The sequence below is a fragment of the Haloplanus sp. GDY1 genome, from assembly GCF_023703775.1.
GTDB classification, from domain to species: domain Archaea; phylum Halobacteriota; class Halobacteria; order Halobacteriales; family Haloferacaceae; genus Haloplanus; species Haloplanus halophilus.
In genome coordinates, this window is record NZ_CP098514.1 from 2,693,650 (window position 1) to 2,710,849 (window position 17,200).

General features: G+C 70.5%; 21 protein-coding genes. 15 read left to right on the top strand and 6 right to left on the bottom strand.

The genetic code is table 11. The annotated features are described in order from the left end of the window. Positions 1 to 46: 46 nt before the first annotated feature. The 3 genes from NBT67_RS14430 to NBT67_RS14440 all read right to left on the bottom strand — a co-directional run bounded on the left by NBT67_RS14430 (position 47) and on the right by NBT67_RS14440 (position 1,452). Complete coding sequence (locus NBT67_RS14430) at positions 47 to 352, bottom strand: DUF8036 family membrane protein (RefSeq protein WP_251342463.1); 306 nt, start codon at positions 350 to 352, stop codon at positions 47 to 49. 55 nt (positions 353 to 407) lie between these two features. After that, entirely contained in the window at positions 408 to 683 is a 276-nt protein-coding gene (locus tag NBT67_RS14435; RefSeq protein WP_251342464.1) for an ArsR/SmtB family transcription factor, read from the bottom strand. Positions 684 to 744: 61 nt separating this feature from the next. After that, positions 745 to 1,452: a ferritin-like domain-containing protein gene (locus NBT67_RS14440; protein ID WP_251342465.1), complete on the bottom strand. Its 708-nt coding sequence runs from the start codon at positions 1,450 to 1,452 to the stop codon at positions 745 to 747. 131 nt (positions 1,453 to 1,583) lie between these two features. Here NBT67_RS14440 and NBT67_RS14445 point away from each other — a divergent pair, with 131 nt between their 5' ends. Continuing rightward, positions 1,584 to 2,318 (top strand): nucleoside phosphorylase, encoded by a 735-nt coding sequence (locus NBT67_RS14445; protein ID WP_251342466.1) that lies wholly within the window; start codon positions 1,584 to 1,586, stop codon positions 2,316 to 2,318. A 2-nt stretch (positions 2,319 to 2,320) separates the two neighbouring features. After that, the gene (locus tag NBT67_RS14450; RefSeq protein ID WP_251342467.1) at positions 2,321 to 3,742 is read left to right on the top strand and encodes a universal stress protein; all 1,422 of its coding nucleotides are present in this window, start codon (positions 2,321 to 2,323) and stop codon (positions 3,740 to 3,742) included. 9 nt (positions 3,743 to 3,751) lie between these two features. Here NBT67_RS14450 and NBT67_RS14455 read toward each other — a convergent pair whose 3' ends face one another. After that, positions 3,752 to 4,909, bottom strand: coding sequence for an NAD-binding protein (locus tag NBT67_RS14455; RefSeq protein WP_251342468.1), 1,158 nt, complete (start codon positions 4,907 to 4,909; stop codon positions 3,752 to 3,754). Between the two features lie 89 nt (positions 4,910 to 4,998). Between NBT67_RS14455 and NBT67_RS14460 the strand changes: the two genes are divergently transcribed. Genes NBT67_RS14460 through NBT67_RS14470 form a run of 3 tightly spaced genes read left to right on the top strand, consistent with a single transcriptional unit; the run spans position 4,999 to position 7,708 of the window. Beyond that, positions 4,999 to 6,231 (top strand): potassium channel family protein, encoded by a 1,233-nt coding sequence (locus NBT67_RS14460; protein WP_251342469.1) that lies wholly within the window; start codon positions 4,999 to 5,001, stop codon positions 6,229 to 6,231. Next, positions 6,228 to 7,394 (top strand): DUF8167 domain-containing protein, encoded by a 1,167-nt coding sequence (locus NBT67_RS14465; protein WP_251342470.1) that lies wholly within the window; start codon positions 6,228 to 6,230, stop codon positions 7,392 to 7,394. The genes NBT67_RS14460 and NBT67_RS14465 overlap by 4 nt, the downstream gene beginning before the upstream one ends. Positions 7,395 to 7,426: 32 nt before the next feature. Then, positions 7,427 to 7,708, top strand: a complete 282-nt coding sequence (locus NBT67_RS14470; RefSeq protein WP_251342471.1) for a ubiquitin-like small modifier protein 1 — start codon at positions 7,427 to 7,429, stop codon at positions 7,706 to 7,708. Here the strand turns inward: NBT67_RS14470 and NBT67_RS14475 are convergent. Both NBT67_RS14475 and NBT67_RS14480 read right to left on the bottom strand, forming a co-directional pair. Further along, a complete protein-coding gene (locus NBT67_RS14475) occupies positions 7,705 to 8,541 on the bottom strand; it encodes a Rieske (2Fe-2S) protein (RefSeq protein ID WP_251342472.1) in 837 nt (278 codons plus the stop codon). The genes NBT67_RS14470 and NBT67_RS14475 overlap by 4 nt on opposite strands. A gap of 85 nt (positions 8,542 to 8,626) precedes the next feature. Beyond that, positions 8,627 to 9,421 carry an aldo/keto reductase gene (locus NBT67_RS14480; protein ID WP_251342473.1) on the bottom strand — a complete coding sequence of 265 codons (795 nt, stop codon included), beginning with the start codon at positions 9,419 to 9,421 and terminating at the stop codon, positions 8,627 to 8,629. 124 nt (positions 9,422 to 9,545) lie between these two features. Between NBT67_RS14480 and pyrG the strand changes: the two genes are divergently transcribed. From pyrG to NBT67_RS14530, 10 genes are all read left to right on the top strand, one after another. Then, a complete protein-coding gene (gene pyrG, locus NBT67_RS14485) occupies positions 9,546 to 11,192 on the top strand; it encodes a glutamine hydrolyzing CTP synthase (RefSeq protein ID WP_251342474.1) in 1,647 nt (548 codons plus the stop codon). Continuing rightward, on the top strand, positions 11,192 to 12,109 hold the full coding sequence (guaA, locus tag NBT67_RS14490) for a glutamine-hydrolyzing GMP synthase (protein ID WP_251342475.1): 918 nt from the start codon (positions 11,192 to 11,194) through the stop codon (positions 12,107 to 12,109). Before pyrG ends, guaA begins: the two co-directional genes overlap by 1 nt. Next, positions 12,106 to 12,426: a DUF7126 family protein gene (locus NBT67_RS14495; protein ID WP_251342476.1), complete on the top strand. Its 321-nt coding sequence runs from the start codon at positions 12,106 to 12,108 to the stop codon at positions 12,424 to 12,426. The genes guaA and NBT67_RS14495 overlap by 4 nt, the downstream gene beginning before the upstream one ends. 107 nt (positions 12,427 to 12,533) lie before the next feature. Then, on the top strand, positions 12,534 to 13,172 hold the full coding sequence (locus tag NBT67_RS14500) for a hypothetical protein (protein WP_251342477.1): 639 nt from the start codon (positions 12,534 to 12,536) through the stop codon (positions 13,170 to 13,172). Positions 13,173 to 13,238: 66 nt separating this feature from the next. Then, the gene (locus tag NBT67_RS14505; protein ID WP_251342478.1) at positions 13,239 to 13,562 is read left to right on the top strand and encodes a cupin domain-containing protein; all 324 of its coding nucleotides are present in this window, start codon (positions 13,239 to 13,241) and stop codon (positions 13,560 to 13,562) included. 27 nt (positions 13,563 to 13,589) lie between these two features. Continuing rightward, a complete protein-coding gene (locus NBT67_RS14510; protein WP_251342479.1) occupies positions 13,590 to 14,564 on the top strand; it encodes a beta-ribofuranosylaminobenzene 5'-phosphate synthase family protein in 975 nt (324 codons plus the stop codon). A 24-nt stretch (positions 14,565 to 14,588) separates the two neighbouring features. Next, a complete protein-coding gene (locus NBT67_RS14515) occupies positions 14,589 to 15,425 on the top strand; it encodes an RAD55 family ATPase (protein ID WP_251342480.1) in 837 nt (278 codons plus the stop codon). Between the two features lie 43 nt (positions 15,426 to 15,468). Further along, on the top strand, positions 15,469 to 16,302 hold the full coding sequence (locus NBT67_RS14520; RefSeq protein WP_251342481.1) for a CopG family transcriptional regulator: 834 nt from the start codon (positions 15,469 to 15,471) through the stop codon (positions 16,300 to 16,302). Then, positions 16,295 to 16,780 carry a DUF8135 domain-containing protein gene (locus tag NBT67_RS14525; protein ID WP_251342482.1) on the top strand — a complete coding sequence of 162 codons (486 nt, stop codon included), beginning with the start codon at positions 16,295 to 16,297 and terminating at the stop codon, positions 16,778 to 16,780. The genes NBT67_RS14520 and NBT67_RS14525 overlap by 8 nt, the downstream gene beginning before the upstream one ends. Before the next feature lie 38 nt (positions 16,781 to 16,818). Then, the gene (locus NBT67_RS14530) at positions 16,819 to 17,142 is read left to right on the top strand and encodes a transcription factor S (RefSeq protein WP_251342483.1); all 324 of its coding nucleotides are present in this window, start codon (positions 16,819 to 16,821) and stop codon (positions 17,140 to 17,142) included. Positions 17,143 to 17,200: the final 58 nt, after the last annotated feature.

Below are 17,200 nucleotides of genomic sequence, written 5' to 3' on the forward strand. Positions count from 1 at the left end.
TTGACCGACTCGTACGGTGTCTCGGAAGTCAGTACCCTACTCCGTCTCAGTCCCAGGTGACCCAGGCGAGGAAGCCGAGGCCCACGGCCTGCAGGACGTGCAGGAGCATGGTGACCCGCCAGACGACCGTCGGCATCTGCGTGCTGTACCAGAACGAGAGGTCGGGGTCGACGACGTAGTAGTAGAGGGTGAGCGCGTTCTCCGCGAGGAGGAACGTCGAGAACAGCAGCAGGCCGAGCGTGTGCTTCGAGCGCACCGCGAGGTAGTTCCGCCCCCAGACGTAGCCGAGCGAGGCGAGCAACAGGACGTTCACGACCGTCGCGAGTCGCGCGACGTCGATCCAGACGCTCATCCGCGGCCACCGTCCGTCGAAAGCGATCCGTCCGCCGTTGTTGGTGTCGTCATGTTCAGTCCACCTGTTCGATGATCTCCTCGATCAGGTCCCAGTGAGCCTCGGCCTGCGGCGTCGGCAGGTACACCGCCCCGTAGTCGTCGCCGCTACTCCGAAGCACGTCGTTGTCGACCAGCACGCCGAGGTGGTGCTGGACGGTCTCGTAGTGGAGGTCGAGTTCGTCGGCCAGCTGGTTGGCGTTCCGCGGCCGCTCGTCGAGCAGTCGAAGCAGCCTGATACGGTTGACCCCGCCCCGCGTTCCGGTCAACACGTACCAGAGCCGAGCCTCCATCGTATCACACTCGGAGACCGGCACCGTAAGCCCACCGGCAGGTGGGGACGCGGTCCGGCGGTCAACAGTCGACGATGAACCCGCCCGCCGCGTCCAACACGTCGCTCTCGCTCGACGCCTCGTCGAACGCCGCCGGGAACGGATCCCGATCGTTGAGGGTGTTCAGATACGAGGCGTGTCGCGCCTCGACGGTGGCGATGGTCGCGCCCGCGGTCAGCAGGTCCGCGCGCTGGATGGTCGCGATGGCGCCGTCGTACGCCGACACCCCGGTGTTCTCCAGCACGCCCGCCACGGCGATGAAGTCGTCGACGTCCTCCAGGCCGAAGTCGTAACACGCCTCGGCCACCGGCTCCCCGCCGAGATCCTCGACGACCGCGGTCAGCGTGTCGACGTGGGTCTTCTCGTGGTCGCGGATCGTCTCGAAGTTCGGCCGGATGTCCTGGCGCATCCGGTAGGCCAGACCCTGGAGCGTCTCGGCCCCTCTGAACGCCCGCTCGTCGAACCGCTCCAGGCCGTCACGGTAGAACGCGTGTTCGAGGTGTTCGAGCGTGAGCGCGAAGTTCAACACGTCGACGTCGCTGGTGTCGTCGTCCGCGACGTCGTGGGCCAGCGCCGCGTTCGACCCCGCGACCGAGAGGGCGAGTGCCCCCGCACCGGCCGCCGCCGACCGCCGCAGGAACGACCGTCGCGACGCCGCGGATTCGCCGCGGAGGGTGGCGAGTATCGATTCGATGCGTCCCGTCGACTGACTGGAATCCGGTTCCGTCATGCGTCCGTATGGAGGACCGACCCACATATGACGATTTTCCGAGATGTCCCCGAACGGCGGCCGAGAGGGGACCGAACACTCACCGAATTTCGACCCGGGACTGTTTTGCCCTCGGCGCGGCTGGACTCGGTATGGCCATCCAGCCTCACCTGCGGGTCGACGAGGGCGACGTCCACGACGTGGCGCTCCTGCCCGGCGACCCGGGACGCGTCGAGCGGATCGCCGACCACTGCGACGCCGTCGAGGAACTCGCCCACAACCGCGAGTACCGGCTCCTCAACGCCGAATACGCGGGCGAACCCCTGACGATCTGTTCGACCGGCGTGGGGTCGCCCTCGGCGGCCATCGCGCTGGAGGAACTCGCGGCCGTCGGCGTCGGGACGGTGATCCGACCGGGGACGACCGGCGCGCTCCAGGCCGGCGTCGAAATCGGCGACATGGTGGTCGCCACCGGCGCCGCCAAGGAGGAGGGGACGACCAAGCGCTACGAGCGGGTCGAATACCCCGCAGTCCCCGACTTCGAGGTGGTTCGTGCGCTGACCGACGCCGCCGAGGCGGCCGACGAGGACGTCCACGTCGGCCCCATCGTCACCGACGACGCCTTCTACGCCGAGACGGACGACTACGTCGAGGACTGGGAGGCCGCCGGCCTCCTCGCAGTGGAGATGGAGGCGGCCGCCCTGTTCGCGCTGGCGCGCCGGAAGGGGCTGCGTGCCGGCGCGGTCTGTACCGTCGACGGCAACCTCGTCAGGGGCACCCAGAAGGGCACCGGCGACGTCACCGAGGACGAACTCCCGCCGAAGGCCCGGAACAACGTCGAGCGGATGATCGACCTGGCGCTCGACGCCGCCGCGACGCTCGCCTGACGATGCTCTCGGGGGTCCTCGCCCGCGCCGTCGCCGCCGTTCGCCGAATTCGGCGGCTGGAACGGCGCGAACTCGGGGCCTTCGGCCGCTGGATCCAGCACACCGGCAACCTCCTCCACCTGACCGTGCTGGTGGCGGTCCCCCTGCTCATCGCTCTCGTGACGCTCATCTCGAACGCGCTGGCGGAACTCTCCTTCCTCCTCTTCCCGCCGCTCGCCTCCGGCGCGTACACGCTCTTTTCCGACCCCGAGGGCCGCTACGCCTCGCCGTGGAAGTTCACCGTCGGCCTCGTCGTCGGTGCGTGTTGCGGGTGGGCGGCGCTGCGCCTCTCGGCGCCGCTCCCCATCGGGTCGGCGACCGTCTCGCCGGCCAGCGCCGCCCTCTCCATCTTCCTGACGGGCGCCGTGACGTGGCTCCTCGACGTGGAGGAGCCCGCGGCCTTCTCGACGGCGCTGCTCGTCCTCGTCACCGACGACGCCTCGCCCGAGGCCTACGTGACGAGCGTCGCCGCCTTCGGCGCCCTCGTCGCCGGCGTCTTCTCCCTCTGGCGGTCGCGGTTCTACGAGCGCCGCGCCCAGTACCTCTACGACACTGCACAGGGCGACGACCACGTCCTCGTCCCGATGCGCGGCGATCCCGCGGCCGCCGAGACGACGGCCCTGTTCGGCGCCACCCTCGCCGCCGCCCACGACGCCGGCAAGGTGGTGTTGTTGGCGGTTCTCGACCCCGAATCCGGGGCCGACGGGGGGGCCGAGGCCGAGGTGGGCTCCCCGTCCGCGGACGACCCCGACCCCGCGGCGACGCGGGACGCCGCCGAGCGACTGGAGGCGACGGCCCGGACGGTTCGAACGCGGGCCGGCGTCCCCTGCGAGGTGGTCGTCGCGCGCGGGTCGCCCGTCCGGACGACGGTGGAGACGGCGGCGAACACCAACTGCGACCTGGTGGTCGCGCCCTACGAGGAGGACCGGGGGCTGCTCTCGCCGTACGTTCGCGGCGTGTTCGAGAGCCGGTTCGACGCCGTCGCCTTCCGGTCGACGACGGGCACGCGCCGGTGGGACCGCGTACTCGTGACCGTCGCTCGTCCGGGCGACACCGCCCACGCGATGCTCGATTTCGCGGCGCGGCTGGCCGGGCCGAGCGGGAGTCTGAGCGTCTGTACCTGCATCGACGCGGAGGTGGAGCGCCGGCGCGCCGAGTCGCGACTGGCCGACCTGGCGGAGACGGTCGACGCCGACGTGGAGACGCGGGTGGCCCGGAGCCGCGTCACGGAGTTCATCGGCGCCAACGCCGGCGCGTACGACCTGCTGATCGTCGGGTCCTCGGGCGACCGCTCCCGTGCCTCCCGGTTTCTCTCGCCGCCCACCTTCGAGCGACTGCACGAGGTGGACTGCGACGTGGCGGTCGTCGACCGGGGACAGCCGTAGGCCGCGGGGCTACAGTTCGTCGAGCAAGCGATCCGCGACGGCCTCGGTGTCCACGTCCCGCCCCCCGAGTGCCGACTCGACGAGCAGGTGGCCGCCGATGCTCGCGGGGCTGATGACCGTATCCGCCCCCGCCCGCCGGAGTTTGTCGACGTTCTCGCGGTGGGTCGCCGCGGCGACGATGTGGACCTCCGGGGCGAGGTGTCGCGCCGTCAGTATCGCCAGCGCGTCCGCCGCGTCGTCGTTCGTCGCGGCGACGACGGCCCGCGCCTCCTCGATGTGGGCGCGCCGGAGCGTCGCCTCGTCGCTGGTGTCGCCGGTGAGGGTGTCGATGCCCCGCTCCCCGAGCGTCCGGGCCGTCTCGCCGTCCGGGACGACGACGAGGAAGGTCGCTTTGTCGCGCAGTTCCTGAATGATCGCCTCGGTCAGGTCGCCGTGACCGAGGACGAGCACGTGGTCGTCGAGCAGGTCGAGTTCTGATTGTGTCATCTTTCCGAGTGCCTTGACGAGTCGGGCTTCGATGGCGGGCGTCAGCAGGACCCCGAGGGCGATGGCGAAACTCGCGGTGCCGACGACGAGCGCCGAGATGCCGAACAGTCGCGCCACCGCGGTTTGCGGCGTGATGTCGCCGTAGCCGACGGTGCTGGAGGTGACGACGGCGAAGTAGACGGCGTCGACGAGGGTGTCGATGCCGCCGAACTCCTCCCGGAGCGCGTACGCGCCCGCGGTGATGTACACCTGTGACCCGCCGAGCGCCAGCAGGGCGGCCAGCTGCGTCGCCGTGAAGTCGACCGACCGGTCGAAGCGGCGGCGGTTGAGCGCGACGGCCGGGAGGGCGAGCAGCGACAGCACGACGAGCGGAATCGACGTTTCGCTCGCCTGGACGAGCCCCTGTCCCGCCGACACCACGAGCAAGCAGAGCGTGGCGTACCACGCGGCGCGCAGGCCGCGACGCAGGCCGAGCGCGCTCGCGAGGAGGAGAAATCCGGTGAGCGTGCCGGTGAACCCCGCCGTCGTTCGCGCGACCGGCGGGACGAAGGGGACGAGCGGTCGGCCGACGGGCGAACTCATGTGTACGATGCCGGTCACCATCGAGAGCGCGCCCGCGAGGAGCGTCAGCCCCACCGCCGCCCGCACGCCGACGAGTCGCCCACCACGACTCACAGCCATACCTCCACCCTCGCGGACGGGACTGATAAAGGGCCCGTCCGGTCTCCCCGCCCGTTAGCGATTTACGCGTCGATGGCGAGACGCGACGTATGGCATCCCTCCCCGTCGAAGTCCTCTTCGGCATCTATCTCGGGATTCTGACCGGCATCGTCCCGGCGCTCGTCGCGTGGGGGCTCGGGTTCGCGTTCAAGTACATCACCGGCGTCACCATCCCCGGATTCGGTGTCATGGTCCTCGCGGTGGCCATCGCCGGGATCAACGGCGGGTTGCTGGCGCTGAACGACCCCACCTTCACCCAGTCGTCGAATCAGGTCCGCCTGACCGTCGCCGTCGTCGTCGTCCTGATGATCTCGCTGTACGCGCACAACGCCGGCGACCGGATGGGCGCGGAGTTCCCGCGGAAACTCTCCCTGCGAAAGCTCACCGAGCGCACCCTCTCGACGGACGCCATCGAACTCGTCGGGGGACGGGGACAGGTCCGCGTGAACGTCGCTGGCGACGTGGGCGACATGGAGGGCTACCCGCCCGTCCCCGCGGACCTCCGGCGCGAGATCCGCGAGTGGACCGGCTCCTTCGCCGCCGACGTGCCCGTGGCCGAACTGGAGACGCGCGTGGCCGACCGCCTCCGAACGGAGTTCGACCTCGCGGACGTCGCCGTCACGCTCGACGAACGCGGCCGGGCGACGGTGAGCGCCGCCCCGCCCCTCGGCGGCCTCTCGAAGCGCGTCCCCGCCGGCAAGCGCGGCGTCTCCGTCCGTGCCCTCCTGCCGACCGGCACCGCCCGCGGCGACGAGGTGTCGCTCGTGACTCCCGACCGGACCTACGACGGGGGCGTCGTGAGCCTGCGAAGCGACCGCTCGCGCGACGCCGCGGCGGCCGCGGCGGCCGCTCCGCCCCCGGCCACCGACGACGCCGCCGCGGCGCCACCCCCCTCGCCGACGCTCCCCGTCGCGGACGGCGGCGACGGCCGGGTGACCGTCGCCGTCGACGCGGGCGCGGCGGAGTCGCTGCTCGGGGCGACCGTCGACCGCCTCGTGATCCGGTCGCGCGGGACGCGCCGCGAGTACGAACTCCTCAGCCTGCTCCGGCAGGCGGGCGACCGGATCCGGAAGGTCACGCTCCGGGAGGGATCCCCCGTCGCGGGGACGACCATCGGCGACGCGGCGCTGCGGGACACCTACGGCGTGACGGTCCTCGCGGTGCGCCACGAGGGGCGCTGGCAGTTCGCCCCCCGCGGCTCCCAGGCGCTCGCGGCCGGCGACGACCTGTTCGTGGTCGGGAAACTCGACGCCGTCGTGGCGTTCCGGGAGGCGGTCGCGTGACCGGGCTCCTCCAGGTGTCGGTCCCGGCCGTCGAGCCGGCCCTCCTCCGGACGGTCACCCGCCTGATCGCGCTCGGGGTCGGTGCGGCCCTCGTCAGCGGCGTCGCCGCGCTGCTCTACCGGTGGTACACCAAGCTCCGACTCCCGCTTCCCCTGTCGATGCTCCTCGGCCTCTCGGTCGTCGCGCTGACGCTCAACACCGTCGGGGTCTTCACCGACCTGTTGAGCGGCGAGACGGGCATCTTCTCGGTCGCCGCCGTGGTGTTCAACCTGCTGGCGCTGGGCACTGGCGCCGTCGCCGCGCCGGCCGGCCGCCTGGTCGGCGACCGGATCGCCACCGACGTGTTCGCGTTCGCGGGCGTGAAGGAACTCGACGTCGAGGTGAGCCGAATCGTCCGCTCGGTCGGACGGATCACCGACGTGACGCTGCCCGAGGACCCCGACGACATCGGGGACATGGAGGGATACGACCCCGTCTCCCCCGCCACGAAGGAGACGCTCGCGGGCAAGACGCTCATCTTCCCCCGACGGCTGACCGTCGCCGACCTGGAGGCGCGCCTCGTCACCCGCCTGCAGGACGACTACGACGTCGGCCACGTCGACGTGGAACTGTCCGCCGACGGGACCGTCGAGTACCTCGCGCTCGGGAGTCGGGCGACCGGCCTCGGCCCGACGCTCGCACCGGGAACCGTCGCCGTCGCCGTCCGGGCCGACCCCGCCAACGCCGCCAGCCCCGGCGACCGCGTGCAGGTGTGGCGGACCGACCCCGACCCGAGACGCGTGCTGACCGCCGAGCTTCGGGCCCACGTCGACGACGTGGCCACCCTCGCCGTCGACGAGGAGGACGCGACCCGACTCGACGCCGCGACGACCTACCGGCTGGTGACGCTACCGTCCGAACCGCAGGCCGAACGCGAGTTCGCCTCGCTCCTGCGGGCGGCCGAGGAGACGATGTACGTCGTCACCGTCGACGCGGGCAGCGACCTCGATGGGACGCCCGTCGACGAACTCGACGTCACGGTCGTCGCGGTCAGGGATACCGACGGCGGGATCGACACGCTCGCCCGCGACCGAACCCTCGCCGCCGGCGACGAGGTGTATCTCGTGAGCCGATCGGAGACCTTCCGCCGGTTGGAGGCCCGGAGCAGCCCGGGCGAGACGTAATCCTCTTGCCCGGCGGGGTGTGACACACGTCCATGCAGTGGAAGTTGTTCGCGGACCTCGCGGAGGTGGCCGGTGATCGGGAGGTTCGCGTCGACGTCGGACCGGGCGCGACGGTCGGCGACGCGCTCGACGCACTGTTCGAGACGCGACCGGCGCTCCGTGAGCGCGTCCTCGACGACTCCGGGGCGGTCGCCGACCACATCAACGTCCTCCGCAACGGCGAGAGCGTCCACGCGGCCGACGGCCTCGACACGACGCTCTCGGAAGGTGACGAACTGGCGCTGTTCCCGCCGGTGAGCGGCGGGATGCGTTAGTCGGGGCGCGGCCGCGCGATGAACAGCGTCTGGACGATGTTGAACGGGTCGTACATCGACTGGTGGCACTGACAGTAGACGTTGTTGGGGTTGCCGAACCGGGCGGCGTCGGCCGACTGCTTGTAGCCGGGCACACAGCAGAAGTGGGTACACTTGTTGAGCCACGCGATGAATCCCTCGGAGGTGCTCGCCTGTAGCCACTCGTCGTCCTGGGCGGCCTCCTCGATCCGAGGGCTCCGGAGGAGCTGAATGGGGATCACGTCCTGGGCGTCCTCGGAGCGCCACCGGCCGCTCGCGGGCTTCCCGGTGCCCGGGTCGCCGATGCCGTTGCCCCAGGATTCGTAGTCGCTGAAGTCGTCGACGTGGAAGCGGTCGCCCTCCTCCTTGGCCGAGGACTGCCAGTCGTAGGCGGGGTTCGACCCCGATCGGAAGTAGTTCTCGCTCTCGTAGCCCGGCTGGATGCCCGCGTACCCCTCGACGCCGCAGTACTGGAACCACTCGGAGGAGTACGTCGACCCGCCGAGGTCCATCTCGGCGATCCGGATCTGTCGTCCACCCTGCGTGACGGTCTCGACGTCGGGCCAGATGCCCTTGATGTACCCCTCGGAGTCGATCTCGATGGGGATCTGGGGCATGCCACGCGGCGCCGGCCCGCCGGTGTTCTCGATGGCCCACGCCTGAGTGCTCCCACCACCGGCCCCCGGCGAGGCGGTCGCGCTGTTGACGGTGACCGTCCCGAGGGCGCCGACCCCGGCGAGCGCCGAGCCGCCGACGACCCCTTTCACGAACCGTCGCCGGCCGCTCTCTTCGGGATACTTGTCGTCCGCGCTCATGTCCGACCCTTGGAGCGGGACGTGAAAAGCATGACGAAGTGCCGGGCCACGGCCGCCGTCCACCGAAAAACCGCGGGCGCCGCGCTCAGTTCCACGGGGCGTTCGGAAAGTCGACGACCCGCCGTTCCTCCTCGATGCCGTCGATCCGCGCCACGTCCTCGTCGTCGAGGTCGAGGTCCCGCGCCGCGAAGTTCTCGCGGACGTGCGCCGGCGTCCCCGACTTCGGGACGACGGCGACTCGCTCCTTCGAGAGCGCCCACGCGAGCGACACCTGCGCCGGCGTGGCGTCGTGTTTCTCGGCGACCGCCCTGATCTCCGGCACGTCCGCGACGGCGTTGCGCGCGAGGGGCGCGTACGCGACGAGCCAGTAGTCGTGGCGGCGGGCGTGCGCTCGGAGGGCCGCCTGCTGGCAGAGCGGGTGGAGTTCCACCTGGTGGGCGGCCGGCGGTTCGCCGAGGCGGTCGATGGCCTCGTCGAGCAGGTCGGGCGTGAAGTTACTGAGGCCGACCTCCCGGGTCAGCCCCCGATCCCGGGCCTCGACCAGCGCCGGAAGCGTCTCGTCGGGGTCGTAGGTGTCCAGCGGCCAGTGGACGTACAGCAGGTCGAGCGAGTCGACGCCGAGCAGGTCGACCCGTTCGCGCGCGCTGGCGAGGAAGTCCTCGCGAGCCAGCCGGTCGCGCCACACCTTCGAGGCGACGGTCACGTCCTCGCGGGGTACGTCGCTCTCCACGATGCCCCCGCCGACCGCTTCCTCGTTGCCGTAGTACTCGGCGGTGTCGACGTGACGATAGCCCGTCTCCAGGGCCGTCTCGACGGCGGTGCGACAGCGGTCCGGATCGGTCAGCCGGTAGGTCCCGAAGCCGAGTCGCGGCAGGTCCATACCGGAGGGACGGCCGCGAGCGTCTCGAATCCTGCGGTGCCGGCCCGGCGGCGACGCGTGGCAGTCGGCCCCACGCCGACGGGCCAGGCGAAACGATTTTCATGCGCGCTCGCGCAGGGTCGTTATGCCGACGGAACCCGAGACAGGGTACGACCCGGAACTGGGTCGGAAGTTCGTTTTCGTAACGGGGGGTGTCATGTCCGGGCTCGGCAAGGGGATCACGGCCGCCAGCACCGGCCGTCTCCTGTCGAACGCGGGCTTCGACGTGACCGCCGTAAAGATCGACCCGTACCTGAACGTCGACGCGGGGACGATGAATCCCTACCAGCACGGGGAGGTGTACGTGCTGAAAGACGGCGGGGAGGTCGACCTGGACCTGGGGAACTACGAGCGGTTCCTCGGGACCGACATGACGTTCGACCACAACGTCACGACGGGGAAGACGTACAAACACGTCATCGAGAAGGAGCGGTCGGGCGACTACCTGGGCAACACGGTGCAGATCATCCCCCACATCACCGACGACATCAAGCGGCGCATCCGCGAGGCCGCCGAGGGGACCGACGTGTGTCTCGTCGAGGTCGGGGGGACCGTAGGCGACATCGAGGGGATGCCCTACCTCGAAGCGCTCCGCCAGTTCTCCCACGAGGAGGACGACGAGGACGTGCTGTTCACCCACGTGACGCTCGTTCCCTACTCCAAGAACGGCGAGCAGAAGACCAAGCCGACCCAGCACAGCGTGAAGGAACTGCGCTCGATCGGCCTCCAGCCGGACGTGCTGGTCGGCCGGTGCGAGGACCGCCTCGACCCCGAGACCAAAGAGAAGATCGCGCTGTTCTGTGACGTGCCCACCGACGCCGTGTTCTCGAACCCCGACGTCGAGGACATCTACCACGTCCCCCTGATGGTCGAGGAGGAGGGACTGGACGAGTACGTGATGGAGCAACTGGACATCGCGGACGAGGCGCTCCCGAAGGAGGACCGCGACAGTCGGTGGCGCGAACTCGTCACGCGGGAGCGCACCGGCGAGATCGAGGTGGCGCTGGTCGGCAAGTACGCCCTCGAAGACGCGTACATCTCCATCCACGAGGCGCTGAAGCACGCGGGCATCCAGAAACAGGTCGAGGTGGACGTCCTCTGGGTCGACGCCGACGAGATGCGCGACCACCACACCGAACGCCTCCGCGAGGCGGACGCGGTGGTCGTCCCCGGCGGCTTCGGCTCCCGGGGCGCCGAGGGGAAGATCGAGGCGATCCGGTACGCCCGCGAGAACGACGTCCCCTTCCTCGGGCTCTGTCTCGGCTTCCAGATGGCGGTCGTCGAGTACGCGCGGAACGTCCTCGGTCTGGAGGGAGCCCACTCCGCGGAGATCGACGAGGGGACGCCCTACCCCGTGATCGACCTCCTTCCCGAGCAGTACGACCTCGAAGACCTCGGCGGGACGATGCGGCTCGGGGCCCACACGACCGACATCGTCGAGGACACCCTCGCCCACGAGGTGTACGGCGCCGCCTCCTGCACCGAGCGCCACCGCCACCGCTACGAGGTCAATCCCGAGTACATCGACGACCTCGAAGCCGGCGAGCTTACCTTCTCGGGGCGCGCTGGCAACCGCATGGAGATCGTCGAACTCGACGACCACCCGTACTTCCTGGGGACGCAGTTCCACCCCGAGTTCCGCTCGCGCCCCGACCGCGCGAGTCCGCCCTTCGTCGGCCTCGTCGAGACCGTCCTCGACCGCACCGTCGAGGAACGGGAGGTGGAGGTCTGATGGTCGACGTCGACGAGTTCATCGAGGAGGCCACCGAGGAAATCGCCGACGAGGTCGGCGACGAGAACGCCATCATCGCGCTCTCGGGCGGGGTCGACTCCTCGGTCGCGGCCGCGCTGGCCTACCGCGCCATCGGCGACCGCCTCACGCCCGTCTACGTCGACACCGGACTGATGCGGAAAGGGGAGACCGAGGGGATCCGGGAGACGTTCGCGTTCATGGACAGCCTGCGGATCGTCGAGGCCCAGGACCGCTTCCTCGACGCCCTCTCGGGAGTGACCGATCCCGAGGAGAAGCGCCACGTCATCGGCGAGTCGTTCATCCGGGAGTTCGAACGCGAGGCTCGGGAGGCCGACGCCGACTACCTCGTCCAGGGGACCATCTACCCCGACCGCATCGAGAGCGAGGGCAACATCAAGTCCCACCACAACGTCGGCGGCCTGCCCGACGTCATCGACTTCGAGGGCATCGTCGAACCCGTCCGCGACCTCTACAAGGACGAGGTTCGCGAGGTGGCCCGCGCGCTGGACCTGGAGGAGGTGGTCTCGGAGCGGATGCCGTTCCCCGGGCCGGGACTGGCCGTCCGCATCCTCGGCGAGGTGACCGAGGAGAAACTCGACGTCGCGCGCGAGGCGTGTCACGTCGTCGAGGAGGAGGTGGCGGAACACGACCCGTGGCAGGCCTTCGCGGCCGTCATCGGCAAGGCGACGGGCGTGAAAGGCGACAACCGCGTCCACGGCTGGGTGGTCGCCGTCCGCTCGGTCGAGAGCCGAGACGGCATGACCGCCCGCGCACAGGACCTCCCCTGGGAGACGCTCCAGCGCATCCAGAGCCGCATCACCGGCGAGAACGAGAACGTCGCGCGGGTCGTCTACGACGTGACGCACAAACCCCCCGCGACCATCGAGTACGAGTGACCCGAGCCATCCTCGCGGGTCCGGACGACGCCGGTCTCGGCACCGCCCTGGAGGCGGAAGGCATCGAGGTGACCCGCGTCGAGGGCGTCCTCACCGGATCGGTCCTCGACGACGCCGGCCTGGCCGACGCCGACCTGTTCGTCCTCACGGACCTCGACGAGGCGACGGCCATCTCCGTCGCCAAGGACCGAAACCCCGACGTGCGGGTCGTGGTGTACTGCCACGACACCCTCCCCGAGTTCGCCCGCGGACAGGCCGACCTCGCGATGGATCCGGCGCTGTTCGGCGTCGACATGGTCGCCGAGGAACTGGCCTGAGGTGGAGCTTAATCCGGATTAAATCGGGTTAAAATCCTCCGAATCGTCGAAAATCGGGTTTAGCGTCTGGACGGTTGATGTGGGTGGCCCCACAGGTGACGGGTGCGATGTCCGCCACGAAACCGCTCGCGATTCTGCTCGCCGTGCTGGTGGCCGCCACCGGCGTCGGCGCGGCAGTCGGGAGCACGTACGACACCGGTTCGAACGAGTACGGACTCGACGCAACGCTCGACGACGGGACGGTCGCCGTGACCGTCACGGGGAACGCGTCGGACGCGACCGTCCGCGTGGACGGGGACTCCGTCGGGACCGTCGACGGGAACGACACCGTGACGTTCGACCGGCCCGGCGACGAATTCGAGGTGACCGTCGTGGTCGACGGCGCCGAACTGACCGCCGAGTACGGCGTCGCCGACGGCTCGCTCGTCCTGCAGGAAAGCGAGTTCGAGAGCGACGAGGAGGAACGCGAGGAAGATGAGGAAGATAGCGAGGAAGACGAAGAGGAACGCGAGGAAGACGAGGAAGATAGCGAGGAAGACGAAGAGGAACGCGAGGAAGCCGAGGAAGATAGCGAGGAAGCCGAGGAAGATAGCGAGGAAGCCGACGACGAGGAACGTCGCGGTCCGCCCGAGGACGCCGGTCCGCCCGAGGACGCCGACGCCGACGAACGGGGCCCGCCCGCCGCGGTCCGGACCCTGATCGGCGCCGTCCTCTCCGGGGACTTCGGCGCTCTGGTCCCGGCGTGAGCGACGCCGCCGGTCGGCCGTCGACGAAGCCCCACCGTTAAGACGACCGCCGCCGACCTTCCGTCCATGACCCTCGACCGACTGGAGTCGCTCGACCCCGACCCCGAGGAGGTGCTGACGGCGGAACTGGTCGTCAGCGACGACGTGCTGGTGAAGGCCTTCGCGCTCGGTCCCGACGCGGAACTGGATCCTCACGAACACGGCGACAGCACGAACGTCTTCCACGTGCTCCGGGGGACCGTGACGGTGATTCAGGGAGAGACCGAGGAGCCGATCCCGGCGCCCGGCGTCGTCCACCACGACCGCGGCGTCGTCCACGGCGCCCGGAACGACACGGGGGAGGTGGCGGTCTTCACCGCCAGCCTCTGTCCGATGCCCGGATCCGGATGAGGCCGCGGTCCGCCCGGTGACCCAGCAATGACACGCGTCAGCGTCACCGCCCACGCCCGGCTCCACTTCGGGTTCTGCAACCTGAGTCTCGCCCACGAGCGCCTCTACGGCAGCCTCGGCGTCGGCCTCGAACGTCCCTCCGTGACCGTCGCCGCGGCGCCGGACGGCGAGGTCCGGTGTGGACACCCGACGGTCCGCGAGTACGCGGCGCGGGCGGTCGACCTGCTCGGCGTCGACGGCGCCGACGTGACCGTCGAGGGGGCCTTTCCCCGACACGTGGGGCTGGGAAGCGGGACGCAGTTCGCGCTCGCGACGCTCGCCGCCGTCGCCCGCGCTCACGACCGGACGGTCGACGTGCGGGAACGCGCCCCGGACCTCGGCCGGGGCGGCCGGTCGGGGATCGGCGTCGCCACCTTCGAGGACGGCGGGTTCGTCCTCGACGCCGGCCACCCGACGGCGCGTTTCACCACCGACCGGCCCGACGTCGGGGCGTGGTCGGTGCCGCCGGTCGCGGCCCGGCATCGGATTCCCGACGGCTGGCGGTTCCTCGTCGTCGTCCCCGACGCCCCCGCGGGACCGAGCGGCGACGACGAGGACCGGAGCATGCGATCGGCGGTGGAGGCGGCGGCCCCCTCGCCGGGCGACCGCCTCGCCGGCGTGATCCTCCGGCGCGTCCTCCCGGCCGTGACGGAGGGATCCGCCGAGCGATTCGGCGCCGCCGTCGCGGAGGTGGGGCGCCTCAACGGCACCTGGTACGCGGACGAACAGGGTGGCGTGTACCGCCCGCCGGCGGGCGAACTCGTCGCGGCCCTCGACGACGACCCCGCGGTCTACGGCGCGGGACAGTCCTCGTGGGGGCCGGCGGTGTACGGCGTGACCGACGCCGACCGGGTGGACGCGGCGCGGGCGGCGGGTCGGGCGGCCCTCGACGCCGCCGGGGTCGACGGGCGCGTCGTCGTCGTCGAGGGGCGAAACCGCGGTGCCGAGCGCCGCAACGACTAACCCACGAACGGCCGTAGGGCGGCCATGGCTCGCATTCCCTTCGGTATCTCTCGGCTCGACTCGATCGTCGGCGGGGGTGCGCCGCCGGGGAGCGTCGTCCTCCTGACCGGGGAGGCCGGCGCCGGCGCCCGCGAGTTCCTCCACACAAGCGCCGCGATGAACGGCCTGTACCACGGGGACCGCGAGGCGTTCGAACTCCACTACGGCGACGTGGACCCGGCCGCCGAACCCCCGCCGGAGATTCACTACGTCTCCCTTACCGCCGGCCGCGACCAGCTCGAACGGGAACTCTCCTACACGATGGACGAGGACCTCGTCCGCGGCGCCGTCGACCACATCCAGTTTCGCGACCTCTCGCCGGAGTACTTCCAGTTGAGCCCGATCCCCCGGGAGTGGTACGCCGGCGAGGCCCAGTCGGTGAGCGACCTGGCGACCCGCGAGCGACTGGAGAGCGCCCTGAGCGCGCTCGGGGACTACCTCGGCGAGCACGCCGCCGGCAACCTCGTCGTCATCGACTCCCTCACCGACCTCGTGGCGGCCGTCAGCGACGACATGACTTGGAGCGACATCGCCCTCCTGATGAAGGGAGTCCAGAAGGCGGCGTACGACTGGGGCGGGCTCATCCTCATGCTCGTTCAGGGCGAGACCCTCGAACCGACGGAACTCGGCCACCTGATGGACGCCGCCTCCGGAACCCTGCAGTTCGAGTGGGAGAGCGGCGGATCGAAGCGCGCCCGGACGATGTTCGTCAAGGAGTTCCGGGGTGTCCTCTCCAGACTCGAGGAGGAGAACATCATCCGCTTCGAGACGGAGGTCCACGAGGGCGGCTTCGACGTGAGCGGCGTCCGGAAGATCCGCTAGGCCGACCAATACTTAAGCCGGGGCGTAACTAGGCCAGAACAGAATGGCAGGGGAGCAGTCGGAGGCCTTTCCGGACGAACTCCGGGACTGGATCGAACGGAAGGCGGCCGAGCGCGACGCGTCGCCCGAGACGGTCCTCGCGCGGGCCGTGATGGTCTACCGGGCGCTCGACGCCGAGACGGCCGACGACGCCTTCGACTTCGACCCCGACCAGGTCGCCGAACTGGATGACCGGGTCGGCGCCGTCGAGGACGACCTCGACGCGAAGATCGAGGACGTTCGCGAGCGCGTGATCCAGGTCAAACGCGAGGCGGACGCCAAGGCGCCGGCCGACCACGACCACCCGGAGCTCGCCGACCGCGTCGAGGCCGCCCGTCGCGCCGCCGAGGACGTCGACGACCGGATCGACGACCTCGACGACCGACTCGACAGCGGCTTCGAGAACTACGAGGAGATCCTGGAGTATCTGACCGAGACGACCGACGACCTCGACCGGCAGGTCGACCAGTTGGCCGGCGCCGTCGTCGACGTCCGGTCGGAACTCGGGCGCGTCGCCGCGGCGGAACACGACCGGGAGGCGGTCGACGACCTGCGGACGGCGGCGAACCGCCACGGCGAGCGGACGGCGGCGTGTGGCGACTGCGGCGCGACCGTCGACCTCGGCCTGCTCTCCCGGCCCCAGTGCCCCCACTGCGAGGCCACCTACGTCGACTTCGAACCGGCCACGGGCTTTTTCGGGAGCGCCACGCTGACCACCGGCGACCGCCCCGCGCTGACCGACGGCACCGACGCGACCGACCTCCCCGGCGGCGCCGCGGACCTGCTCGACGCCGAGACGCGGGTCGACGGCGGCGAGGAGGGGACGGACGATGGGTGAGGGCGACGCTGACGGGGCGGATGCAGCCGACGACTCGGTCACCGACGACTCGGTCACCGACGAGGACCCCGGCATCGACGACGCGCCCCTCGCCGAACTCGTCCGCGAGGTGCGCGCCAAGCGGGCGGCCCGCGAGGAGGGCGAGACAGCGGGCCTCGACCCCGAGACCGACCCCTTCGAGTCCGTCGAGGTGGACGAGGTGGACGAGGACGCGGTCTGGGAGGCGCTCGCCGAGGGTGAGACCGGGCCGGAGGCGCAGGTCGGAGTCGGTGCCGACCCCGAGACGACGGCGGACCCCGACGAGACGGTCGTCCCGAAGGCGGAGTTCTGCTCGCGGTGTCCACACTTCGCCGACCCGCCGGAGACGGCCTGCACGCACGAGGGGACGACCATCGTCGAGGTGGTCGACGCCGACCGGTTCCGCGTGCGGAACTGCCCCATCGTCGCGGAGGAGCGCGCCTCCCCGGACGTCGAGTGAGTCGGGGAAGCTTTGTGGGGCGACCCGCTACCGCCGGTATGCAGTTCTGCGACGACTGCGGCTCGATGATGGTCGCCGACGACGGCGAGATGGTCTGTACCTCCTGTGGCGCCACCAGTCGACGCGACGAGGAGCGCGCCGCCGAGTTCGTCTCCACGGAGTCCCAGAGCGACGACGAACTGATCGAAACCGAGGAGGGGGCGAACTTCGAGGGGAAACCGACCGCCACCGACGTGACCTGCGAGGAGTGTGGGGCGGGCGAGGCGTGGTACACGATCAAACAGACCGGCGCCGCGGACGAACCGCCGACGCGCTTTTTCAAGTGCAAGGAGTGTGGGTACCGGTGGCGAGAGTATAACTGAACGCACACCACCTCCGCAGGTGATTCGCGGGGAATCGGGCGTTCCAGCCGATGCTACT